At 62.5% G+C, this 17,527-nt stretch carries 17 protein-coding genes; 9 read left to right on the forward strand and 8 right to left on the reverse strand.

The window, feature by feature from the left end; all coding sequences use genetic code 11:
• Positions 1 to 180: 180 nt before the first annotated feature.
• Positions 181 to 2,178 carry a flavin-containing monooxygenase gene (locus AC51GT_RS18815; RefSeq protein ID WP_496329763.1) on the reverse strand — a complete coding sequence of 666 codons (1,998 nt, stop codon included), beginning with the start codon at positions 2,176 to 2,178 and terminating at the stop codon, positions 181 to 183.
• Positions 2,179 to 2,447: 269 nt separating this feature from the next.
• Here AC51GT_RS18815 and AC51GT_RS18820 point away from each other — a divergent pair, with 269 nt between their 5' ends.
• Together AC51GT_RS18820 and AC51GT_RS18825 are read left to right on the forward strand one after the other, a co-directional pair.
• Positions 2,448 to 3,440, forward strand: coding sequence for an alpha/beta hydrolase (locus tag AC51GT_RS18820; RefSeq protein WP_496329764.1), 993 nt, complete (start codon positions 2,448 to 2,450; stop codon positions 3,438 to 3,440).
• A 248-nt stretch (positions 3,441 to 3,688) separates the two neighbouring features.
• On the forward strand, positions 3,689 to 4,522 hold the full coding sequence (locus AC51GT_RS18825) for an SDR family NAD(P)-dependent oxidoreductase (RefSeq protein WP_496329765.1): 834 nt from the start codon (positions 3,689 to 3,691) through the stop codon (positions 4,520 to 4,522).
• Positions 4,523 to 4,552: 30 nt separating this feature from the next.
• Here AC51GT_RS18825 and AC51GT_RS18830 read toward each other — a convergent pair whose 3' ends face one another.
• On the reverse strand, positions 4,553 to 4,945 hold the full coding sequence (locus tag AC51GT_RS18830; protein WP_496329766.1) for a nuclear transport factor 2 family protein: 393 nt from the start codon (positions 4,943 to 4,945) through the stop codon (positions 4,553 to 4,555).
• 373 nt (positions 4,946 to 5,318) lie between these two features.
• Here AC51GT_RS18830 and AC51GT_RS18835 point away from each other — a divergent pair, with 373 nt between their 5' ends.
• From AC51GT_RS18835 to AC51GT_RS18855, 5 genes are all read left to right on the forward strand, one after another.
• On the forward strand, positions 5,319 to 6,269 hold the full coding sequence (locus AC51GT_RS18835) for an SMP-30/gluconolactonase/LRE family protein (RefSeq protein WP_496329767.1): 951 nt from the start codon (positions 5,319 to 5,321) through the stop codon (positions 6,267 to 6,269).
• A 37-nt stretch (positions 6,270 to 6,306) separates the two neighbouring features.
• Positions 6,307 to 7,212, forward strand: a complete 906-nt coding sequence (locus AC51GT_RS18840; protein WP_496329768.1) for an SDR family NAD(P)-dependent oxidoreductase — start codon at positions 6,307 to 6,309, stop codon at positions 7,210 to 7,212.
• Positions 7,213 to 7,346: 134 nt separating this feature from the next.
• Positions 7,347 to 8,474 carry a cytochrome P450 gene (locus AC51GT_RS18845; protein ID WP_496329769.1) on the forward strand — a complete coding sequence of 376 codons (1,128 nt, stop codon included), beginning with the start codon at positions 7,347 to 7,349 and terminating at the stop codon, positions 8,472 to 8,474.
• 8 nt (positions 8,475 to 8,482) lie between these two features.
• Positions 8,483 to 8,803: a 2Fe-2S iron-sulfur cluster-binding protein gene (locus AC51GT_RS18850; RefSeq protein WP_496329770.1), complete on the forward strand. Its 321-nt coding sequence runs from the start codon at positions 8,483 to 8,485 to the stop codon at positions 8,801 to 8,803.
• Between the two features lie 55 nt (positions 8,804 to 8,858).
• A complete protein-coding gene (locus AC51GT_RS18855; protein ID WP_496329813.1) occupies positions 8,859 to 10,088 on the forward strand; it encodes an NAD(P)/FAD-dependent oxidoreductase in 1,230 nt (409 codons plus the stop codon).
• Here AC51GT_RS18855 and AC51GT_RS18860 read toward each other — a convergent pair.
• From AC51GT_RS18860 to AC51GT_RS18885, 6 genes are read right to left on the reverse strand one after another with little or no spacing between them, the layout of a single operon-like run.
• Positions 10,085 to 11,086 (reverse strand): alpha/beta hydrolase, encoded by a 1,002-nt coding sequence (locus tag AC51GT_RS18860; protein ID WP_496329771.1) that lies wholly within the window; start codon positions 11,084 to 11,086, stop codon positions 10,085 to 10,087. The genes AC51GT_RS18855 and AC51GT_RS18860 overlap by 4 nt on opposite strands.
• Positions 11,083 to 11,793, reverse strand: a complete 711-nt coding sequence (locus AC51GT_RS18865; RefSeq protein ID WP_496329772.1) for a GntR family transcriptional regulator — start codon at positions 11,791 to 11,793, stop codon at positions 11,083 to 11,085. The genes AC51GT_RS18860 and AC51GT_RS18865 overlap by 4 nt, the downstream gene beginning before the upstream one ends.
• Positions 11,794 to 11,848: 55 nt before the next feature.
• The gene (locus tag AC51GT_RS18870) at positions 11,849 to 13,129 is read right to left on the reverse strand and encodes a CaiB/BaiF CoA transferase family protein (RefSeq protein WP_496329773.1); all 1,281 of its coding nucleotides are present in this window, start codon (positions 13,127 to 13,129) and stop codon (positions 11,849 to 11,851) included.
• The gene (locus AC51GT_RS18875) at positions 13,126 to 14,229 is read right to left on the reverse strand and encodes an acyl-CoA dehydrogenase family protein (protein WP_496329774.1); all 1,104 of its coding nucleotides are present in this window, start codon (positions 14,227 to 14,229) and stop codon (positions 13,126 to 13,128) included. Before AC51GT_RS18875 ends, AC51GT_RS18870 begins: the two co-directional genes overlap by 4 nt.
• Entirely contained in the window at positions 14,226 to 15,389 is a 1,164-nt protein-coding gene (locus AC51GT_RS18880) for an acyl-CoA dehydrogenase family protein (protein ID WP_496329775.1), read from the reverse strand. Before AC51GT_RS18880 ends, AC51GT_RS18875 begins: the two co-directional genes overlap by 4 nt.
• Positions 15,386 to 16,183, reverse strand: a complete 798-nt coding sequence (locus AC51GT_RS18885; protein WP_496329776.1) for an enoyl-CoA hydratase-related protein — start codon at positions 16,181 to 16,183, stop codon at positions 15,386 to 15,388. The genes AC51GT_RS18880 and AC51GT_RS18885 overlap by 4 nt, the downstream gene beginning before the upstream one ends.
• Before the next feature lie 129 nt (positions 16,184 to 16,312).
• Here AC51GT_RS18885 and AC51GT_RS18890 point away from each other — a divergent pair, with 129 nt between their 5' ends.
• Both AC51GT_RS18890 and AC51GT_RS18895 read left to right on the forward strand, forming a co-directional pair.
• On the forward strand, positions 16,313 to 17,071 hold the full coding sequence (locus tag AC51GT_RS18890) for an SDR family NAD(P)-dependent oxidoreductase (RefSeq protein WP_496329777.1): 759 nt from the start codon (positions 16,313 to 16,315) through the stop codon (positions 17,069 to 17,071).
• Entirely contained in the window at positions 17,068 to 17,475 is a 408-nt protein-coding gene (locus AC51GT_RS18895; protein ID WP_496329778.1) for a VOC family protein, read from the forward strand. The genes AC51GT_RS18890 and AC51GT_RS18895 overlap by 4 nt, the downstream gene beginning before the upstream one ends.
• Positions 17,476 to 17,527 lie beyond the last annotated feature (52 nt).

Consider the following 17,527-nt stretch of genomic DNA (forward strand, 5'->3'; position numbering starts at 1 on the left):
AGACAGCTCTGCGCGCCGGCAAACACACATGCTGTCCCGCTCTTTGGGAGAAGCGCTGAATTGCAAACACATTGGTGGTCTGTGAGTGGAAATATGAAGAACGAAGAAAGACCGCCCGGAGCGAATCTGGACGGTCTTTCCAAGGCTATTTCGATCGGTATCGCAAACCGTCGGCTGCGATCATGTTGCCGACGACTTGGTGAACACCAGATCCTCTGGGTGCGGCTCTCTCAGCATGGTCCAGTAATCCACCAGGCGCCAGGGACACGGGACCACAGGGCGGCCTTCACTGTTTCGGTAGTAGCCGGTCGCGTTTTCGCCGGGATGGGCCCATACAGTTTTATCCAACGCCTCGTCGACGCGGTCGTTGTACTCGGCGAGTGCTTCCGGCCTGACATCGATTGCCGAGTAACCGTTTTCGATCAGGTACTGAAGGCATTCGACGATGTAGTGAACGTGCTCCTCGCTCGTTATATTGTGTCCTGCACCGTGATTCGGTGCCGCATTCGGTCCGGCTGTGATGAACAGGTTCGGGAACCCATTGACCTGGATGCCCATATAGGCGCGGGGGTCGTCCCCCTGCTTCCATCTGTCTGCCAACCGCTCCCCGTCGCGGCCGATGATCTCGATATAGGACGCGTATTGCACCTTGAAACCGGTGGCAAGGATAATGACGTCCGCAGCGACGAACTCGCCGTCGCTGAGGGTGACACCGTCTGAATGTACTTGCGTCGGCGACGCGCGGTGCAGCGTCACATGGTCTTTCTTCAGGGATTCCAGGAACCCGGGGTCCTTGACAATCCGCTTAGAGTACGGCCGGATATTCGGCGTCAACTTGTCGCGCAGGTCCGGACGATCGGGGAACATTCGCTCGAGATAGGCAAGTGAGGTCTGCATGACTAGATCGTTCGTCGCCGACACCGACAGGTGCGTCGCGGCCCACTCGGGATCGATGCGCGGCATCATGTAGTAGTTATCCGAGGCCAGCCAATAGGCCCTCAGCCGGAACCAGTTCTGGAAGTACGGCAGGTGACGCATCGCCCACCTCTCGGCGGGTGGCACTTCATTGACGACAGTCTTTTCCGGGACGATCCAGTGGGGGCTGCGGACTACGGCGGCCAGGTGTGCGACGTCATCGACGATGTTCGGAACCACCTGCACCGCTGTGCAACCGGTGCCGATGACAACCACGTTCTTGCCCTTGAGGTCGAGCTGTGGATCCCATTCGGCGGTGTGGATGACGGTGCCGCCGAAGTCGTCGAGCCCGGGGATATCGGGGATATTTGGGGAGTTGAGAACGCCCAGGGCCGTCACAACTGCTGCGGCGGTGTGTGTCTGAGGCGCGTCGTTGCCTGACTGGGTGACAACTGTCCATCTCTGATCATCTTCGATCCACTGGGCCGACACCACTCTGGTCGACAGGCGGATGTTTCGATAGAGGTCGTATTTGTCGGCGACTGCACGCATGTACTCGAGATACTCAGGGCCGGTGGGGTAGTAGCGAGTCCAGTCCGGATTGAGTTCGAAGGAATATGAGTAGTAGTGACTCGGGGTGTCGACTGCGGCGCCGGGATAGATGTTTCGAGACCAGGTACCGCCGATGTCGTCGCGTGCCTCGAACACGGTGTAGTCGAATCCGGCTTCACCGAGTTTGATTGCGGCGTTCAGGCCAACCATTCCGGCGCCGAAGATGATGACGTCGAACTCGCTGGGAGGTGTCTTGGTGACCGGCACATGACGGCGCCCCGGCTCAAATCCTGCCTGCTCCATCAGAATCCGGAGGAACTCCTGATCGACCGGACCAACGGTGCACAAAGAGGCCATCCGCAGGAACAACTCGGGGTCGGGAACCCCGAGCGCTGCCGACAGGTCGGTGGTCAGCACCTGCTTCGCACGGGCGCGGATATCGGTGACGACCTCGGCTGGGAACTGGCCGGGAGGTGGCACCGCGGCGCCGCTGGCCGCGCCATAGCGGGTCTTGGACTTGGCCCCACCACCCTTGAGCGTTGACATGGCGGTGGCCAGCTTGCCCTCGAACTCATCGAGTAGGGACAGGTCGCCGGACACATGCACCATGGACATCAGCAACGAGGCGGGTTCCGCCTGTTCGATCGCTGCCGCCAATTCCTCTTCTGTGATCCCCTCGGTTGAGGTGACATCGTTGGAAGTTGTTGTCATCGGTCTCCTTTCGAATGATCGCCGCGGCGATCGCGCACTGAACTCGAGCTGAGCAGAGGAGCTCAGCACACCGCGTGCAGTGTGGCGACGTAAGAGAGCCGCCCACTGAGTGGAAGTTCGCTCTGCTGCTCAGTTGTACTGGTCCAAATCGGTACAGCGGGGGTCATCTCCCGCTGGACGGGAAGCCCGGACCGTGATGCATCGGCCGGTTGAGATGATGCTTTCACCCGCCGATCGGTGGGTGTCCTCGACGAGATTGGAGCACGACGATGCCGCTGGCACCCGCAGCCCAGCAGATAGTCGACGCAACGGCCGAACGGTTTCCCGGTGGTATGAGCGCGATGCCGGTTGCGAAGTTGCGTGCGGTGCTCGATGCCGGTGCGATCCTGCCGTCGACAGCAATCCACGACCGTTTCGATCTCGTTGTCCCTGCAGATACGGGCGGTATCCCGGTTCGGGTATACCGGCCGTCGGCGGACCCCGAGCTGCCCGTCGTCCAATGGATGCACAGTGGGGGCTTCGTGATCGGCGGCCTGGACCAGAATGAAGAGTATCTACGGCGTTTGAGCAACGCCGCAAACGTGGTGGTCGTTTCTGTTGACTACCGTCTTGCACCCGAACACCCGTATCCGGCCGCACTGCAGGATGCGCGCGCGGTCTGGGAGTGGATCAAGTCGGCCCCCGACGAGCTCCCCGCGCGAGTGAATGCTGCTGCCCTGGCTGGTGAAAGTGCCGGCGGCGTACTGACATTCGCTCTAGGTCAGCAGCTCAAAGACGAGGATCGGCCGCGCCCGAACGCTCAGGTCAGCTTCTATGGCGCCGCAGAACCGCGGATCTCGAATCCTGACCTCTCGACGAGTCTGCTCAGCCCTGTGGATTCTGCGTGGTTCTGGGATCAGTACGTGCCCCGTGTCGAGGATCGCGACGACCCCTATGTGAGTCCCGCGCGAGCAACGAACCTGTCCGGATTACCGCCAACCCTGGTGGTGACTGCGGAGGTCGATGCGACCAGAGACTTAACAGAGGCCTACGCGCGACGTCTGCAGGCAGCCGGCGTGGCGGTGGACCTGGTGCGGTACGACGGGATGATGCACGGTTTCGCAACAATGCTGTCGACGCTGAAACCCGCCATGCACCTCTTCGACCGCACGGTGGATTTCCTGCACAGGTATCTGCACAATGGCGTTGATTTGTCGCCGACCACGTCGCAGAGTGCGAACCTGTCCAGGGTGGAAGACACAGATCGCTCACAGAGCAGTTAACCCGATGTTCTGTTGGTCCGATTGATCGCGTGAAGCCGATCGATCTGCCCGAGTATGGCAGCGGCCGTTGTTGAGAATGGTTTGGACGGCGATGTACGGGGCCTCCGAAGCCGCCCCCCGCGCAGCGACACCGATGTCTCTTCCACATTTCAGCCACAGGGATCAGGTTGATCGAGAATATCTCTAGCAACACCTGTTTTTCTGCTCACCCTCAGCAAGTCGCACGACAAGAATTCGAAAGGCGGGGAATGAAGGATCTCAAAGGCCGGGTTGCCGTGATCACTGGCGGCGCCAACGGCATCGGGTATGCGCTTGCCGCGCGGTTCCTCAACGAGGGAATGAAGGTTGTGATTGCTGACAACGACATCGAAGACCTTGCCAGTGCGGAGCAACGGCTGAGCGAGTTTGGTGACGTACTTGCAGTAGTGACTGATGTTTCCGATGAGTTATCGGTCCGCGCACTAAGGGATGCGGCGGTGCATCGATTCGGCGCGGTCCACGTCCTGTGCAACAACGCTGGAGTGGGAGGGATGCAGCGGTTCGCCACAACCAATCTTGCGACTTGGGAATGGACGTTGGGTGTCAATCTGTGGGGTGTTATATACGGATGCAACATCTTCCTGCCGGTTCTGAGGGAGCAGGATCAGGCCTACATCATCAACACCGCGTCGATGGCCGGCTTCACAACGACAGCTCCGTTGCACCCGTACATCGCGTCCAAGGCTGCGGTCGTGGCGATGTCGGAGAGTCTGGCGCACGAGTTCGCCACCGAGTTCCCGCACGTTGGTGTTGCGGTGCTTTGCCCGGCATACACCGCGACCGCCATCAGAAACGACGAGCGCAATGCTCCGGCCGCTCACGTGCCGAGATCACAGGCGGACCCGGAGCTCGAAGAATTGCGGGAGAAAGTGAACCAGGACATTGACAATGGGTCTACGCCCGAGCAAATCGCCGAGCAGGTCGTGCGCGCGATGGCTGAGCGGCGCACGCATATCTTCCCGGCCCCGGAATGGCTCGACTATTGGCAGGACCGAGTGGACCGGGTTCGCAAACAGCTCGAACCCGTGCCCACCCAGGCTTGACGCCCAACGTCGGTCTGTCTGACACGCTTCTCATGCGGTAACCGGTACCGTCCTGTCGATCTTCACGTCCTCCGGGCCCCAGTGCGCTTGCATGGTCTTGATGAGTCCGTCCTCGTCGAAGGTCATCACGTCGATCGGCTCGATGATGACTGCGCCGTCCGGTGTCGAGGTGGTGACCCGGAAATGGAAGGCTGCCGAGTTTCCCGCGACGCGAACGGTTATCGCCTCGGCGCTGGTCTCCATTGCATCGAGACTGCGGTAGAAAGCCTCGATGTTCGCCCGCCCGCTGCGGATATCCGCGCCGACGGGGTCCTCGAGAGTTGCGTCAAGTGCGTAAAGCTCGGCGATGTCCTGTGACGTGCCGGTCGTAATGCAGTTCAGGTACTTGAGAACAGTTGCTCTGATTTCCTCGATCGACGGCATGTGATGTCCTTTCGATTGTGTGGCAGCGCAAGGGTGTCCGTTCGGGGTCTCACGCGATCATCCGCTGAGCCGACACAGATGACGGACGGTCTCCCACTCGATGGGAATGCGCTCCGGTGCGCAGTGATTCCCGGACGCGGGCACTCCGATCGTGGCCTTCCATTGAATGGGATGACGTGGTCCTGCGCCTCACGGCTGCCCTTATGGTCATCCGTGAAATGAGTGTGACCCACTTCACGGAGTAGTGGGTAGCGCGAGTTGAACCGTTTACAGCGGGTGCTTGTCTTCGGCGAAATTGCTTGGTACCGAGTGGTTCGCCGTCGTTGTCCGCACCGGACCTGCGGGTCCTGTCTTCTTCGAAAGGCCTTTCACCATGACCAATGCTGTCGGCGAAACCGTTGCTGCCGCCATCGCAGATGCCAAGGCTCGCTTGTTTGAGCCACGTGCCATCTCGAGCGGATATTCCTGGCCCGAATGTCCACGGTGGCATGACAACACCTTCTGGTTCACAGATATGTACACCGGCACCATCAAGACGCTCGATGCCGATGGGCGGGCGACGGTGGTCATCGACGCTAACGGACGCGCCGCCCACACCGATGCACCCATCGTCCTCGGTGGTTTCGGTTGGCTTCCCGACGGCCGGGTCATTGTGAATTCTATGCATGAGAAGCTCGTGCTGGTTCATGGCGGTGGAGCGCCTGACGATCTTTCGGTGTATGCGGACATCACTGAGTTCTCTCTTGCGGCGACCAACGACATGGTCGTAGACGCTGACGGTCGCGCCTACATCACACAGCTCGGATTCGACCTTTTCAAGGGCGATGAGCCGGTGGCCTCGCCTTTGATCGTGGTAGAGCCGGATGGTTCGACGTCGACGCCGGCGGGTGTGGGACCGCTCATGTGTGCCAATGGGATTGCGCTGAGCGCAGATGGCACGAGGCTGTACACCGCAGAGGTGATGGCGAACAAGATCACCGTGATCGACCGAGCGCCAGATGGAACTTTGAGTAACGCAAGAGAGTTCGCCTCTTGCCCGTTCCTCCCGGATGGAATTGGACTCGACGACGAGGGTGGGGTGTGGGCGGCGATGCCGGGCAGCGGTCACGTCGTTCGTTTTAGCGAGGACGGCATCACCGATGCCATCGAGTTGCCCCTCGCCGAAGGTGTTGCGTCGGCCTGCCTACTGGGCGGACCCGACCGCAGCACGCTGTACATGACTGTGGGAGTCGAGGTCTTCGACTTCGAGAAGTCTGCACGTGAAGCGCAGGGAACCATCTGGGTGGCCGACGTCAGGAATCGCGGCGGCAACACCCGTCCCTGAATTCAACCTCCAACGGCAGAAAGTCAAGGAAATCAGTATGGAAACATTGGACTTTGCACAGCGAGTCGTGATCGTCACCGGAGCGGGCCGGGGCATCGGCCGGGCGCACGCGCTACTACTGGCATCGCGCGGTGCCTCCGTGGTCGTCGGCGATCTCGGTGCCCGCACCGACGGTTCAGGTACGGATGGGGATGATCCGGCAGCTGATGTGGTCGCCGAGATCATCGCGGCCGGTGGCAGCGCAGTGGGGTGTACAGGTGACGTTGCAACCGATGAGGGTGCCGCCGAACTCGTGCAGTCCGCGATCTCCGCCTTCGGGCATCTCGACGCCGTCATCAACAACGCCGGAATCGTGCGCACCGCTCCGTTCCGGGACGTTCCCGATGCGGAGTACCAGCGCCATCTCGATGTCCACTACTTCGGGACGTTGCGCGTCTGCCGCGCAGCGTGGCCATACCTGGAGGAGTCGGGGACAGGACGGGTCGTCAACACGATCTCGCAGGCGATGCTCGGGAATCCGGGAATGGCGCACTACGGCGGATCCAAGGGTGCTGTTTTCGGACTGACCCGCAACCTCGCCATCGAGGGATTCGATGCAGGCATCAGGGTGAACGCGATCGCACCCGGCGCCGGGACCCGGATGGCCGAAGCGTCGGCCGACACGTTGTCGCCCGAAATCATGGAGTACATGCGAACGGCCCTGTTGCCGGAACATGTGGCGCCGGTGGCGGCATACCTGGCCCACCCGTCGTGCGAGGTGACTGGCGAAGTCTTCAACGTCGCCGGCGGAGCGGTCAATCGTCTTGCGCTGCTGAATACGGTGGGCATCCACGAACCGGGACTGACAGTGGAGACGGTTGCCGAGAAGATCGACCAAATCATGGCCATCAGTCCCGAGGCCACGCCCCAAGTCATCGCCCCGGCTCAGTCGCCGGTGTCCTGATTCATCTCTTAGCCCAATCGGAGTCATCCATGAGCACAACTGAAGCCACAGCCCCACAGACTGAGTACCCATTCGGATCGGTCACACCGAATGAGGCGGCGCAGCGGTACCGTGCTATCGCAGCCGATCGGCCGATGACCAAGATGACCATGCCCTTCGGCGGGGACGTCTGGGTGATACACCGCAACAATGCGGCACGACAAATGTTGAGCGACAAACGATTTGTGCGCGAACCGTTCCGAACCGGTGAACGCCAGATCCCGTACTTCGTGGAATTCCCAGACTTCCTCAAGAGTACGATTCAGTTCGAGGATCCGCCGCACCACACCAAGCTGCGCAAGCTCGTACAACGAGCCATCTCACCGAAGCGGGTGAAGGCGATGCGTGATTCGGCGGTCGAGTTCGCGAATCAGCTGATCGATGAAATGGTTGCCAAGGGTGCGCCGACCAATCTGGTCGAAGATTACGCTGTGGCGCTCCCCATTCAGATGATCAGCAACCTGCTCGGAGTCCCTTCAGAGGACCGGGAGAAGTTCCAGAAGTGGAGTTCGTCGACGCTCGCGACTGCGAACATGCCCGAAGAGGAGGTCACGGCGAACATGACCGAGCTGGTCATGTACATGATGTCGTTGATCGACGAACGACGACGCGAGCCCCGCGAAGACCTCTTGAGCGACCTCGCGAACGCCCGCGACAAGGACGACACCCTCACCGACGGCGAGATCCTCCCGATCGCGCTGATCCTGATCGTCGCGGGCTTCGACAACACGGCCGGCTTCATCTGCGCCGGGGTACTCTCTCTGCTGCGTAATACCGACCAGTTGGAGATCTTCCTGGAGGATCCTGACGGTATTGCACCGACAGCTGTCGAGGAGGTTCTCCGTCACGGGCGGATGGCGCTGGGGGAAACGGTCACCGGCGGAGGTGGTCTCGTACCTTTCGTGGCCACCGAGGATGTCGACGTCGACGGCATGGTGATCGCGAAAGGCGAAGCTGTGCTGGTGGATCCGGCCGCAGTGAACCACGATGGTGTCGCGTTCGAACATGATGAGAAGTTCGACATTCAGCGCACCAACAACCCACATCTGACCCTCAGTTACGGTTTGCACCATTGCCTCGGGGCGCCGCTGGCCCGCATGGAGATGCAGGTGGGGTTGGCCGAACTGTTCAAGCGGTTGCCTGGGCTCAAGCTCGCTGGGGAAGCGGTCATCGATCAGGACAACCTGACGCTCCCGATCATCGACATGCCGGTGACCTGGTAGGAGACCTGATGCCCAAAGTATTTTACGTCGAGCCCGACGGCTCGGAGCGGGTCATCGACGGCGTGGTGGGTGACTCGGTGATGTCGACCGCTGTCCGAAATGGTGTGCGTGGCATCGTCGGTCAGTGCGGCGGAACGCTGTCGTGTGCGACCTGCCACGTATATCTCGCTGCTGACGATCAGCAATATTTCGGCGAGCCGAGTGAAGACGAGGACGACATGCTCGAGTGCACCGCGGCTGATCGTGAGGACACCTCGCGTCTGTCATGTCAGCTCGAACTCGTCGAAGGAACCGACATTCACGTGACGATCCCGGACGAACAGGTCTGAACGCGTGTCGGACACACTATCCGTCCCGCAGGTCTTTCCGAATGATGTTGTGGTGGTGGGGGCATCGCACGCAGCTGTTCAGCTTGCCGACCGTCTCCGGGCTGGTGGCTTTGCCGGTGCGATAACGCTTGTGTCGCAGGAGCCTCATCTGCCGTATCAGCGTCCGCCGCTGTCGAAGGCCTGGCTGCAGGGCCATACGACCCCGGAGGGCATTCTTCTGCGTGATGTGGAGTACTACGCGAACAACCACATTGAACTGCTCACCTCCTGTCAGGTGCGCCGGATAATTCGCACGCAGTCGGGCGGGGTGATGCTCCGGATGCAGTACGCGAACGGTAGCTTGACGGAGCGTCAATTCGGCAGGCTCGTATTGGCAACCGGTGCGCGTGCGAGACGCCTTGAGCTGCCCGGCGCTGATCACCCCGATGTCGTCGTCTTACGAGAGCTCGACGATGCGCGTCGTCTGACCGAGCGCATCTCGGCCGGTCCGACGGTGGTGATCGGCGGTGGCTTCGTCGGACTCGAGGTCGCCGCGACGCTGCGAAGCCTTGGGGCCGACGCAACCGTCGTGGAGGCAGGTACTCGATTGATGGGAAGAGCGGTCGGAACCGGGACCGCCGACTTCATGTACCACGCGCATCATGACATGGGTGTCCGAGTGATGCTGGGGGCACAGCCCACCGAAATCGTCACGGGCGCAGAAGGTATCCGTTCGGTGAGATTGTCTGATGGCACCGAACTCGAGGCATCCACCGTGCTGGTGGGAATCGGGGCCGTACCGCGCACCGAACTCGCCGAGCAACTCGGACTGTCCTGCGACAACGGAATCGTCGTCGACGAGCACTGCCGGACATCCGACGGTTCGACTCTGGCGATCGGGGACTGCACGCTCCAGGTCTTCGGCGATGGGTCTCGGATGCGTCTGGAGTCGGTCGACAACGCGATGGAACAGGCGAACGCCGCTGCGAGAACGTTGCTCGCGGCTCCCACATCCGTGCGACCGGCGCCGTGGTTCTGGTCTGATCAGGGTGACTGGAAGATCCAGATGGTCGGTAGCGCGGTCGGGCACACCTCGGTGGTCACCCGTATCGACCCGGCGAAGCCGCGTCGATTGGTCACGTTGTATTTCACCGATGAGGCGTTGACCGGGGCCGAATGTGTGAACTCGCCCGCCGACTTCGTCGCGCTGCGTTCGGCCTTGAATCAGGGGAATCCACTGACACCACAAGCGTTGGCGAACACCGCAATCCCGCTGAAGAAGCTCCTGACCTCAGCGCGTATCTAGTCGCCGCCCCGCGCGGGGGACTGGCGAAAACGCGCGGCCACAATCGCGCCGACCTCGCTCACCGCGTTCCGGGCACGTGCCACGGCCGCAGTCTGCATCGCGAAGCCGTGACCGACGCCCGGGTACCGCAGCAGGGCGACAGGCACCCCCTCCTCGCGCAGGCGCTGACCGTAATCCTCGACCCCATCGCGCAACGGGTCGGCGTGGCCCACCGCGATGACCGCCTGTGGCAGCCCGGCCAGAGAGGTCGCCGTCGCCGGAACCCCATAGCAGTCGTCCGCGGCCGGATCGTCGCCGAGATAAAGGTTCTTCATCCAGTCGATGTCCGCGGCGCTGAGAAAGGGACTGTCCCCGAACTGGCGCATGGACGGCCGGTCGGTGCGCCGCTCGACACCCGGATAGAACAGGATCTGCTGGAACACGTGAGGCCCTCCAGCATCTCTGCTGCGAAGCGCGGTCCCGGCGGCGAGCCCACCGCCTGCGCTGTCGCCTCCGACCCCGATTCGGCGCGGGTCGACGCCCCACTGTGATGACGTGGCATGCAACCACGTCAGCGCAGCGAATGCTTCATCATTTGCCACCGGATACGTGTGCTCGGGCGCGAGTCGATAATCCACACTCACCACAACTGCCGCAGTCATATCGGCAATCTCCCGGACGAGCCGGTCGAACGAGTTCAACGAGCCCATGATCATTCCGCCGCCGTGGAACCAGACAAGGGCGGGGGCCCCGGTCTGCGGTGCCTCCCACGGTCGATAGACGCGGACCGGCAACGGACCGTGAGGCCCTTCGACTGTGGCATCGACAACTGCGCGCATCGACGGTCCCGGCGGTCTGACGATCGATTCGAGGGTTCGGCGGGCAGCGGTCACGCCTCCGACGTGCAGCGGCCGTGCCCCGACCTCGCGCATGCGGCGGACGATCTCCGCGACGTCGGGGTCCCACATGTCCTCAGCGGACTCGGCGGCCTTCGGCGAGCCGGCGGTGTGCGCGCTCATTGGAGTCCTGTCCAGAGTTCGGAACGGTCCTCGCTGGTGCGAGTTGATCTTGTTGCCCGCAACATGCTCCCGGTGCTGGTCTCGCCGCCGCGACGATGTTCGTTCATCAGCTCGACCAGGCGATCGTTGTCGTGGACCGCCAGCGCTGCGATCATCGCGTCGTGCTCTGCGACAACTCGTTGCCGGACCACTGGATCATAAAGGTACGCAGCGTGATACGGCATGGCCATCGTCCACAGTCTGCGCAGCTCTGCAGTCACCAGATTCAGCGGTGACAGCTCGAAGATTGCGAAATGAAATGCCTGGTTCCGCAATCGCATGTCCAGGACGTCGCCACGGTCCGCGGCATCGGCGACCGCGTCGCCCAGGGCGCGGATTTCGGAGAGCGTAGCGTCACCGAGCTGCGGGACGGTGGCGAGTACTTCTCGTTCGAGCGCTGCACGCATCAGGTATATCTGGTCGAAGTCGTTCTGCTGCAACCGCGCCACCGTGTATCCAACGTTGTGTACATGCTGGACAAGCCCTTCCGCGCTGAGTTGGCGTAGGGCCTCGCGAATCGGGAGACGGCTGACACCGAGGCGTTCGGCCATCTCCTCCTGCCGGATCGGCTGACCGGGCAACAACTCGCCAGTGACGATCAACCGCTCGAGTGCGTCCACGACACGCTGGGCGGCTCGAGTGACGTCCCTGCGCTCAGCCATGGTCATGGGGCGATGTCAGTTGGTACAACAGAACGGCTCCGGGGGTACAGGTTGGGTGCGGTCATCCGAAGATACCCGCTGCCCGGAGTTCTGCCAGACGGTTCTTGCTGTATCCCATTGCGGTGAGGATGGCGTCGGTGTCGGCGCCCAGTGTTCGAGCCGGACGCGGTGGACGATGAGGTGACCTGCCCAGCGAGATCGGCACACCGACGCCGCGGAACTCGTCTGTATCGATGAACAGCCCTCGGTGCGCCACCTGAGCTGACTGTAATGCCTCGTCGACGGTGTTGACCGGGCTGGCCGCCACCCCTGCTGCCTCCAACCGGGATGCTAGTTGGCCGCGGCTGTGACTGGCGATGCGGGCGCCGAGCAACTCGACGAGGACCTCGCGGTTGGCATGCCTTTGCCCGTTGTTTTCGAATCGCGGATCCGTTGCCAGTTCGGGGATGCCGAGCACTTCGGTCAACGACCGAAACTGGCGGTTGTTCGCCGCGCTGACGAATAGGTCGCCATCGTCGGCGCGGAACACCTGGTAGGGCACCACGGTGGGATGAAAGTCCCCGGTGCGCTGCGGGGTTTTCCCACTCACCGCCCAGTTCGCCGCATGCGGGTGCAGTAACGAGATGACCGAATCGAGCAAGGTCATGTCGACCAGCTGACCGAGCCCGCTGCGCTCACGCTCCAGCATGGCGAGCAGAATGCCGCTGACCGCCAGATTCGCGGCGACGATATCGACGATAGGCACCCCGACTCGTAACGGACCGCTGTCGGCGTATCCGTTGACACTCATGAGCCCTCCGAACGATTGAAGGACGGCGTCGTATCCGGGCAGCCCGCCCATCGGCCCGTCAATGCCGAAGCCGGTGATGCGGCAGTAGATCAGCCGCGGATTCGATGCCGCGAGCACCGTCTCGTAGTCGAACCCCCACCGGGCCATTGTGCCTGCTTTGAAGTTCTCCACGACGACGTCGGCTGCGGCCAGGAGGTCGCCGAGAATCTCGCGTCCCTCCACAGTGCTCAGGTCGATACAGATGTTCTCTTTGCTGCGATTGAGGCTTCCGTAGTAGGCGCTACTGGTGTCCGAATCCACGAAGGGCGGTCCCCATCCGCGTGTCTCGTCACCGGTCGGCGCTTCGACCTTGATCACCTCGGCGCCGTGGTCGGCCAGCGTCTGCGCGGTGTAGGGGCCGGCCAGTACCCGGCTCAGGTCGAGGACCCTGACGCCGGTCAGAACGCCCTTGTCGGTGGCCGAATCTGCGCCCCGCCACGCGGATCTGCCACAGACCGCAGGCTGCTCGGCCGCGCTCTCGCACTCCCTGGGTACTTTCGTCGGAGCCTTCATGGTCGGTTCCCCTCTGTTGTTGAGCGGGGGCGGTCGTCGGCCCTCGGTTGTTGGATCCCGACCACTGCATTCCAGGGGTCGACATTGTCATCGAGAATCTGCGCGGCGATGAGTTCGGCCCAGTGACGTTCGGAGCCATGGCGATCGCGCCATGTCCACAGGGATGTGGTGAAGCGGCCCAACCGATGCTCGGAGGTGAATCCGATCGCACCATGAATCTGATGACCGGCTGCCGCCACCTCCCGCGCAGATGAAGACGCGACTGCCTTTGCGGCAGCGATCGCGAACGAGGCGCCGTCTGATCCGTTCACCTCGATTGCGGATGAGGTCGCGGTGTCGACGAATGCCGTGAGGGCCGCCAGCCCCGCCAATCGCTGCTGAATCGCTTGGAACTTGGCCAGGGGCCGCCCGAACTGCGTGCGTTCGGTTGCGTAACGGCAGGTCGCGTCACGAACCGAACGCGTCACGGCGGCCAGTGCGACGGCATAGGCGAGCGCTGCCCGCTGATCGAACTCCGTACGGTCAACCTGTGACGGCCCGTGAAAGAGAGCTGGGGTCGAGTCGAAGGTGACAACCCCTACCGAAGCCCCGATCAGGTCGGTCCCGGGTGCCATGGTCAGACCGTCAGCCGACAGATCGATGACGGCCACAGCAGGTCGATCACCCGCAGCCTCTGCAGCGAGTAGCAGGACAAGGGTGTCGGCGACAGCGATGTGCACGACGTCGGAGACGACACCGTCGAGCACCACTCCCGCGTCGACGTTGCGGACACGGCAACGCTTGTCGGCCGCTGCCACGGTCGCGGTACTGGCCGCGAGCGGGTGACCGGCGGCTGCGGCCAGCCACGAGGCGAGGATTGTGTGCTCCAAATACGGTGTCAGAGCACCTTTTCCGGTGATAGCCGATAGCACCGCGAGGGCATCGGCCAGGTCGCCACCGCTGCCGCCGAACTCTTCAGAGATGCCGATGGCCGTGAAACCCGCATTGGTCAGTGCTGTCCAGAGCTCGGTGTCCACCGACCCGGGTGAACGGGTGTCGATGCCGACGCGTTCTACCATCTCCGTTGCCGCAGCCGACAACTCAGCAGTCAACTCAGTCATCGGACTCCCAGTCCGCGGGCGACGATGCCCCGCAGGATCTCGTTGGTGCCTCCCCGCAACGTGAAGGCCGGCGTGTGCAGGACGCTGGTGGCCAGAAGGCGGGCGAACGGATCACCGCTTTCCCGCATGGCTGTCGGCGCGCCGGATGATCGGATCGCCTCGACAAGGTCGCCTTCGAAGGTGGAACCGAGGTCCTTGACCATTGCGGCCAGGACGTCGGGCTTCCGGCCGGCAGCCAGCTCGGCTGCGACCGCGAGGGACATGCGACGAAGCGCCCATGCGTGCGCGGTGAGTGAACCCAGCGTCACCCGTTGTTCGGCGGTCGCGCCGTCGCGGCGCAGGAGGTCCGACCATGAACGCAGCAATGGCATCGTGGACAGGTACCGTTCGGGACCCGATCGCTCGAAGGCGAGTTCACTCATCACCTGCTGCCAGCCGCCGCCGCGACGGCCGAGTAGCGAGTCGGCGCCGACCCGGGCGTCGTGGAAGATCACCTCATTGAAATGTGCAGCGCCGTCGATACTCTGCAGGGGGCGAACCTCGATGTCGGGGTGGGGCAGGTCGACGACGAACTGAGAAAGCCCCTGGTGACGGTCTTGTGCTTCTCCGTCGCTGCGGGCCAGCAGCACCATTGCGTGCGCCACATGAGCGCCAGTGGTCCAGACCTTGGTACCGCTGATCGACCATGAACCGTCCGCATGACTTGTCGCCCGGGTCCGGACAGCTGCCAGGTCCGACCCCGCGTCGGGTTCGCTCATACCGATGGCGAAGAAGACTTCACCCTGTGCGATACCGGGTAGGTAACGCTCCTTCTGTGACGCGGTGCCGTTCGTCAGGATTCCCGGAGCCATTTGGCGATCGGCGATCCAATGCGCGGCAACCGGTGCTCCGTGGGCCAGCAGCTCCTCGGTCACCACGAATCGTTCGAGCGCACTGCGACCGTGGCCTCCGTGGTCGACCGGGATCGTCATGCCGAGCCAGCCGTGTTGCCCTAAGCGCCTACTGAAGGCAGCGTCGAAGCCGGTCATCCAACTGTCCGTGGTGGGAGTGAACGCTCCAGAGTCGAGTTCTGCTCGGAGGAATGCCCGGACGTGGCTCCGTAGATCTTCGAGCTCCGCATCGGTGATGGCGGACGTCGACGTTGTTGGTGTCGTGGTCATGACTGCCGCGGTCCTCGTGAAGACCAATTGCTCTGACCCTTGCGGGACATCGACCACATCTGGACGCCACGCTCGATCTCGAGTGCCGATGACCAGCTGACTCCGGGTGGGCCGAGTTCCAGTCGGGCACTGGTCATCACACGTCGGGTCAATTCTGGATCCGCAGCCGCCGGACCGGTCAGTTCACCGATGTAGGAGTCAATCTCGTCGTCTGGAACAGCCGCGTGCGCCAGCCCGCGTTGCACGGCCTGTTCGCCGGTGAGGGAGTGTCCGCAAGCGGCCATCGCGATGGTTTCCGACCAACCGACCGCACGCCCGAGCAGTGCGAGGTGACCGCCTCCAGGGTGGATGCTGCGGGCCAGGAAACCACTTTCGAGAACGGCATCAGGAGTGATCACCATCAGGTCGGCGGCCATGGCCAGGTTCAAGCCGGCTCCGACGGCGCCTCCTGTCACCCGGGCAATTGTCGGTACCGGCAGGTTGCCGACCCGAACGAATGCGCCGTAGACGGCGGACGTGCGCGCGACCGCGTCCGGTGATGCCGGATCCGATGAGGAGGCCGCGAGATCACGGGTGTCGGCGCCACTGCAGAAGTATTCTCCGGCCGCGCTCACGACCACCGCACCTATGTCCGTGTCGCGCTCCACCTGATCGCAGAATTCGCCTATTAGCGCGGCCATCTCGAGGGTGATCGCATTCTTGCGCCGTGGATTGTTCAGGGTGAGGTGAGCGACACCGGCGGAGACCGCGGTGAGAATCGGAGCCGCGACCACCGCGGGTTTCTCGGTTGTCATGTCGGCCACGCTAACAGATTGGATACGAAATAGAATCCAATATTGATTGACAATTCTGCGGCACTCCAGTGAACTGGAGCACATTCGTTCGTGACGACGAGCCGCTCGCGGCCGTGACAAGGAGTGCATGTGTTCAGCTTGGAAGGTCGGATCGCGTTGGTGTCCGGTGCGGGGCAAAGTGTTGGCGAGGGAATCGCGAAAGTACTTGCGCGCCAAGGAGCCACGGTCATCGTCAATGATTTGTATGCGGATCGGGCCGAGAAGGTGGCGGCGGAGATCATTGCAGAGGGGAACACTGCGATCACCGCCCCGTTCGACGTGACCGACCTGGACGCGGTCACCGAGTCGGTACGCGCCGCCGAGAAAGAGCTGGGTGGCCACGTCAGCATCCTGGTGAACAACGCCGGCGTCGCAGAAGGGCGTAACCACAGTCCTTTTCGGGAGCTCTCGCCGCAGCAGTGGGCACCTTCGATCGATCTCAACATCTACGGTGCGATGAACTGCATCAAGAGCGTCATCGATGGAATGTGCGACGGGGGATGGGGTCGTATCGTGCAGATCTCTTCGGGCTCCGCGCGCACCGGGCAGAACATCAATGTATCGATGTATGCCACCGGGAAGAGTGGGATCGAAGGGTTCATCCGGCACCTCGCCGCTGAGACCGGGCAGTTTGGGGTCACCGCGAACATCGTGGCACTCGGCCATCAGAAGAACCTGGAGGAGAAGATGTCCGCGGACGCGATCGAGAACATCCTTGCCACCATCCCGATCGGACGTTTGGGAGACTCGATCGAGGTGGGTGCCTTCTGTGCCTATCTCGCCTCCGACGAGGCCGGTGGTCTGACAGGTCAGACGCTGGACTTCAATGGAGGGTCACAGACCCGATGACATCTACAGAATCTGAAACAAACATGTTGTCCCTGACCGCGATTCGGGTCGCGGATCTGGCTAGATCGGTGGACTTCTACACTGCCGGGTGCGGATTCGTACGAGGGTCCGAGTTCGGCACTCCTGAGTACGAGGTCATCGTCGTTCGGGCAGGATCGGCCGGGATGGAGTTGATGGCGCCGCGCGAAGGTGTCGTGGTCGGGGAAGCCGTTCACGGCAACATGTTCGTCAAGGTGGTCGTCAACACATCAGACACGCCGGCCCAGGTAGAGCGGGCGGTGGCACACGGGGGAACCGTCGAAGTTCCCGTCACAATGCTCGAACAGTATGGCGGAATGGTCATCGCCATGGTTCGCGATCCCGATGGCTACCTGGTGGAGTTCACCCAACAGCCGGTCGCCTAGGGCCGCTGAGCGGGAAGTGCCACGTTGTTATCGTCCCCGGGCCCTTGCGGTC

Source organism: Williamsia sp. z34 (assembly GCF_059553395.1).

Bases quoted from the DNA above. Each gene is read 5' to 3' on its own strand.
- AC51GT_RS18815 (WP_496329763.1), bottom strand. From the start codon at position 2,178: ATGACAACAACTTCCAACGATGTCACCTCAACCGAGGGGATCACAGAA.
- AC51GT_RS18880 (WP_496329775.1), bottom strand. From the start codon at position 15,389: ATGACCACGACACCAACAACGTCGACGTCCGCCATCACCGATGCGGAG.
- AC51GT_RS18835 (WP_496329767.1), top strand. From the start codon at position 5,319: ATGACCAATGCTGTCGGCGAAACCGTTGCTGCCGCCATCGCAGATGCC.
- AC51GT_RS18820 (WP_496329764.1), top strand. From the start codon at position 2,448: ATGCCGCTGGCACCCGCAGCCCAGCAGATAGTCGACGCAACGGCCGAA.
- AC51GT_RS18850 (WP_496329770.1), top strand. From the start codon at position 8,483: ATGCCCAAAGTATTTTACGTCGAGCCCGACGGCTCGGAGCGGGTCATC.
- AC51GT_RS18885 (WP_496329776.1), bottom strand. From the start codon at position 16,183: ATGACAACCGAGAAACCCGCGGTGGTCGCGGCTCCGATTCTCACCGCG.
- AC51GT_RS18860 (WP_496329771.1), bottom strand. From the start codon at position 11,086: ATGAGCGCGCACACCGCCGGCTCGCCGAAGGCCGCCGAGTCCGCTGAG.
- AC51GT_RS18895 (WP_496329778.1), top strand. From the start codon at position 17,068: ATGACATCTACAGAATCTGAAACAAACATGTTGTCCCTGACCGCGATT.
- AC51GT_RS18825 (WP_496329765.1), top strand. From the start codon at position 3,689: ATGAAGGATCTCAAAGGCCGGGTTGCCGTGATCACTGGCGGCGCCAAC.
- AC51GT_RS18870 (WP_496329773.1), bottom strand. From the start codon at position 13,129: ATGAAGGCTCCGACGAAAGTACCCAGGGAGTGCGAGAGCGCGGCCGAG.
- AC51GT_RS18875 (WP_496329774.1), bottom strand. From the start codon at position 14,229: ATGACTGAGTTGACTGCTGAGTTGTCGGCTGCGGCAACGGAGATGGTA.
- AC51GT_RS18865 (WP_496329772.1), bottom strand. From the start codon at position 11,793: ATGACCATGGCTGAGCGCAGGGACGTCACTCGAGCCGCCCAGCGTGTC.
- AC51GT_RS18840 (WP_496329768.1), top strand. From the start codon at position 6,307: ATGGAAACATTGGACTTTGCACAGCGAGTCGTGATCGTCACCGGAGCG.
- AC51GT_RS18845 (WP_496329769.1), top strand. From the start codon at position 7,347: ATGACCAAGATGACCATGCCCTTCGGCGGGGACGTCTGGGTGATACAC.
- AC51GT_RS18830 (WP_496329766.1), bottom strand. From the start codon at position 4,945: ATGCCGTCGATCGAGGAAATCAGAGCAACTGTTCTCAAGTACCTGAAC.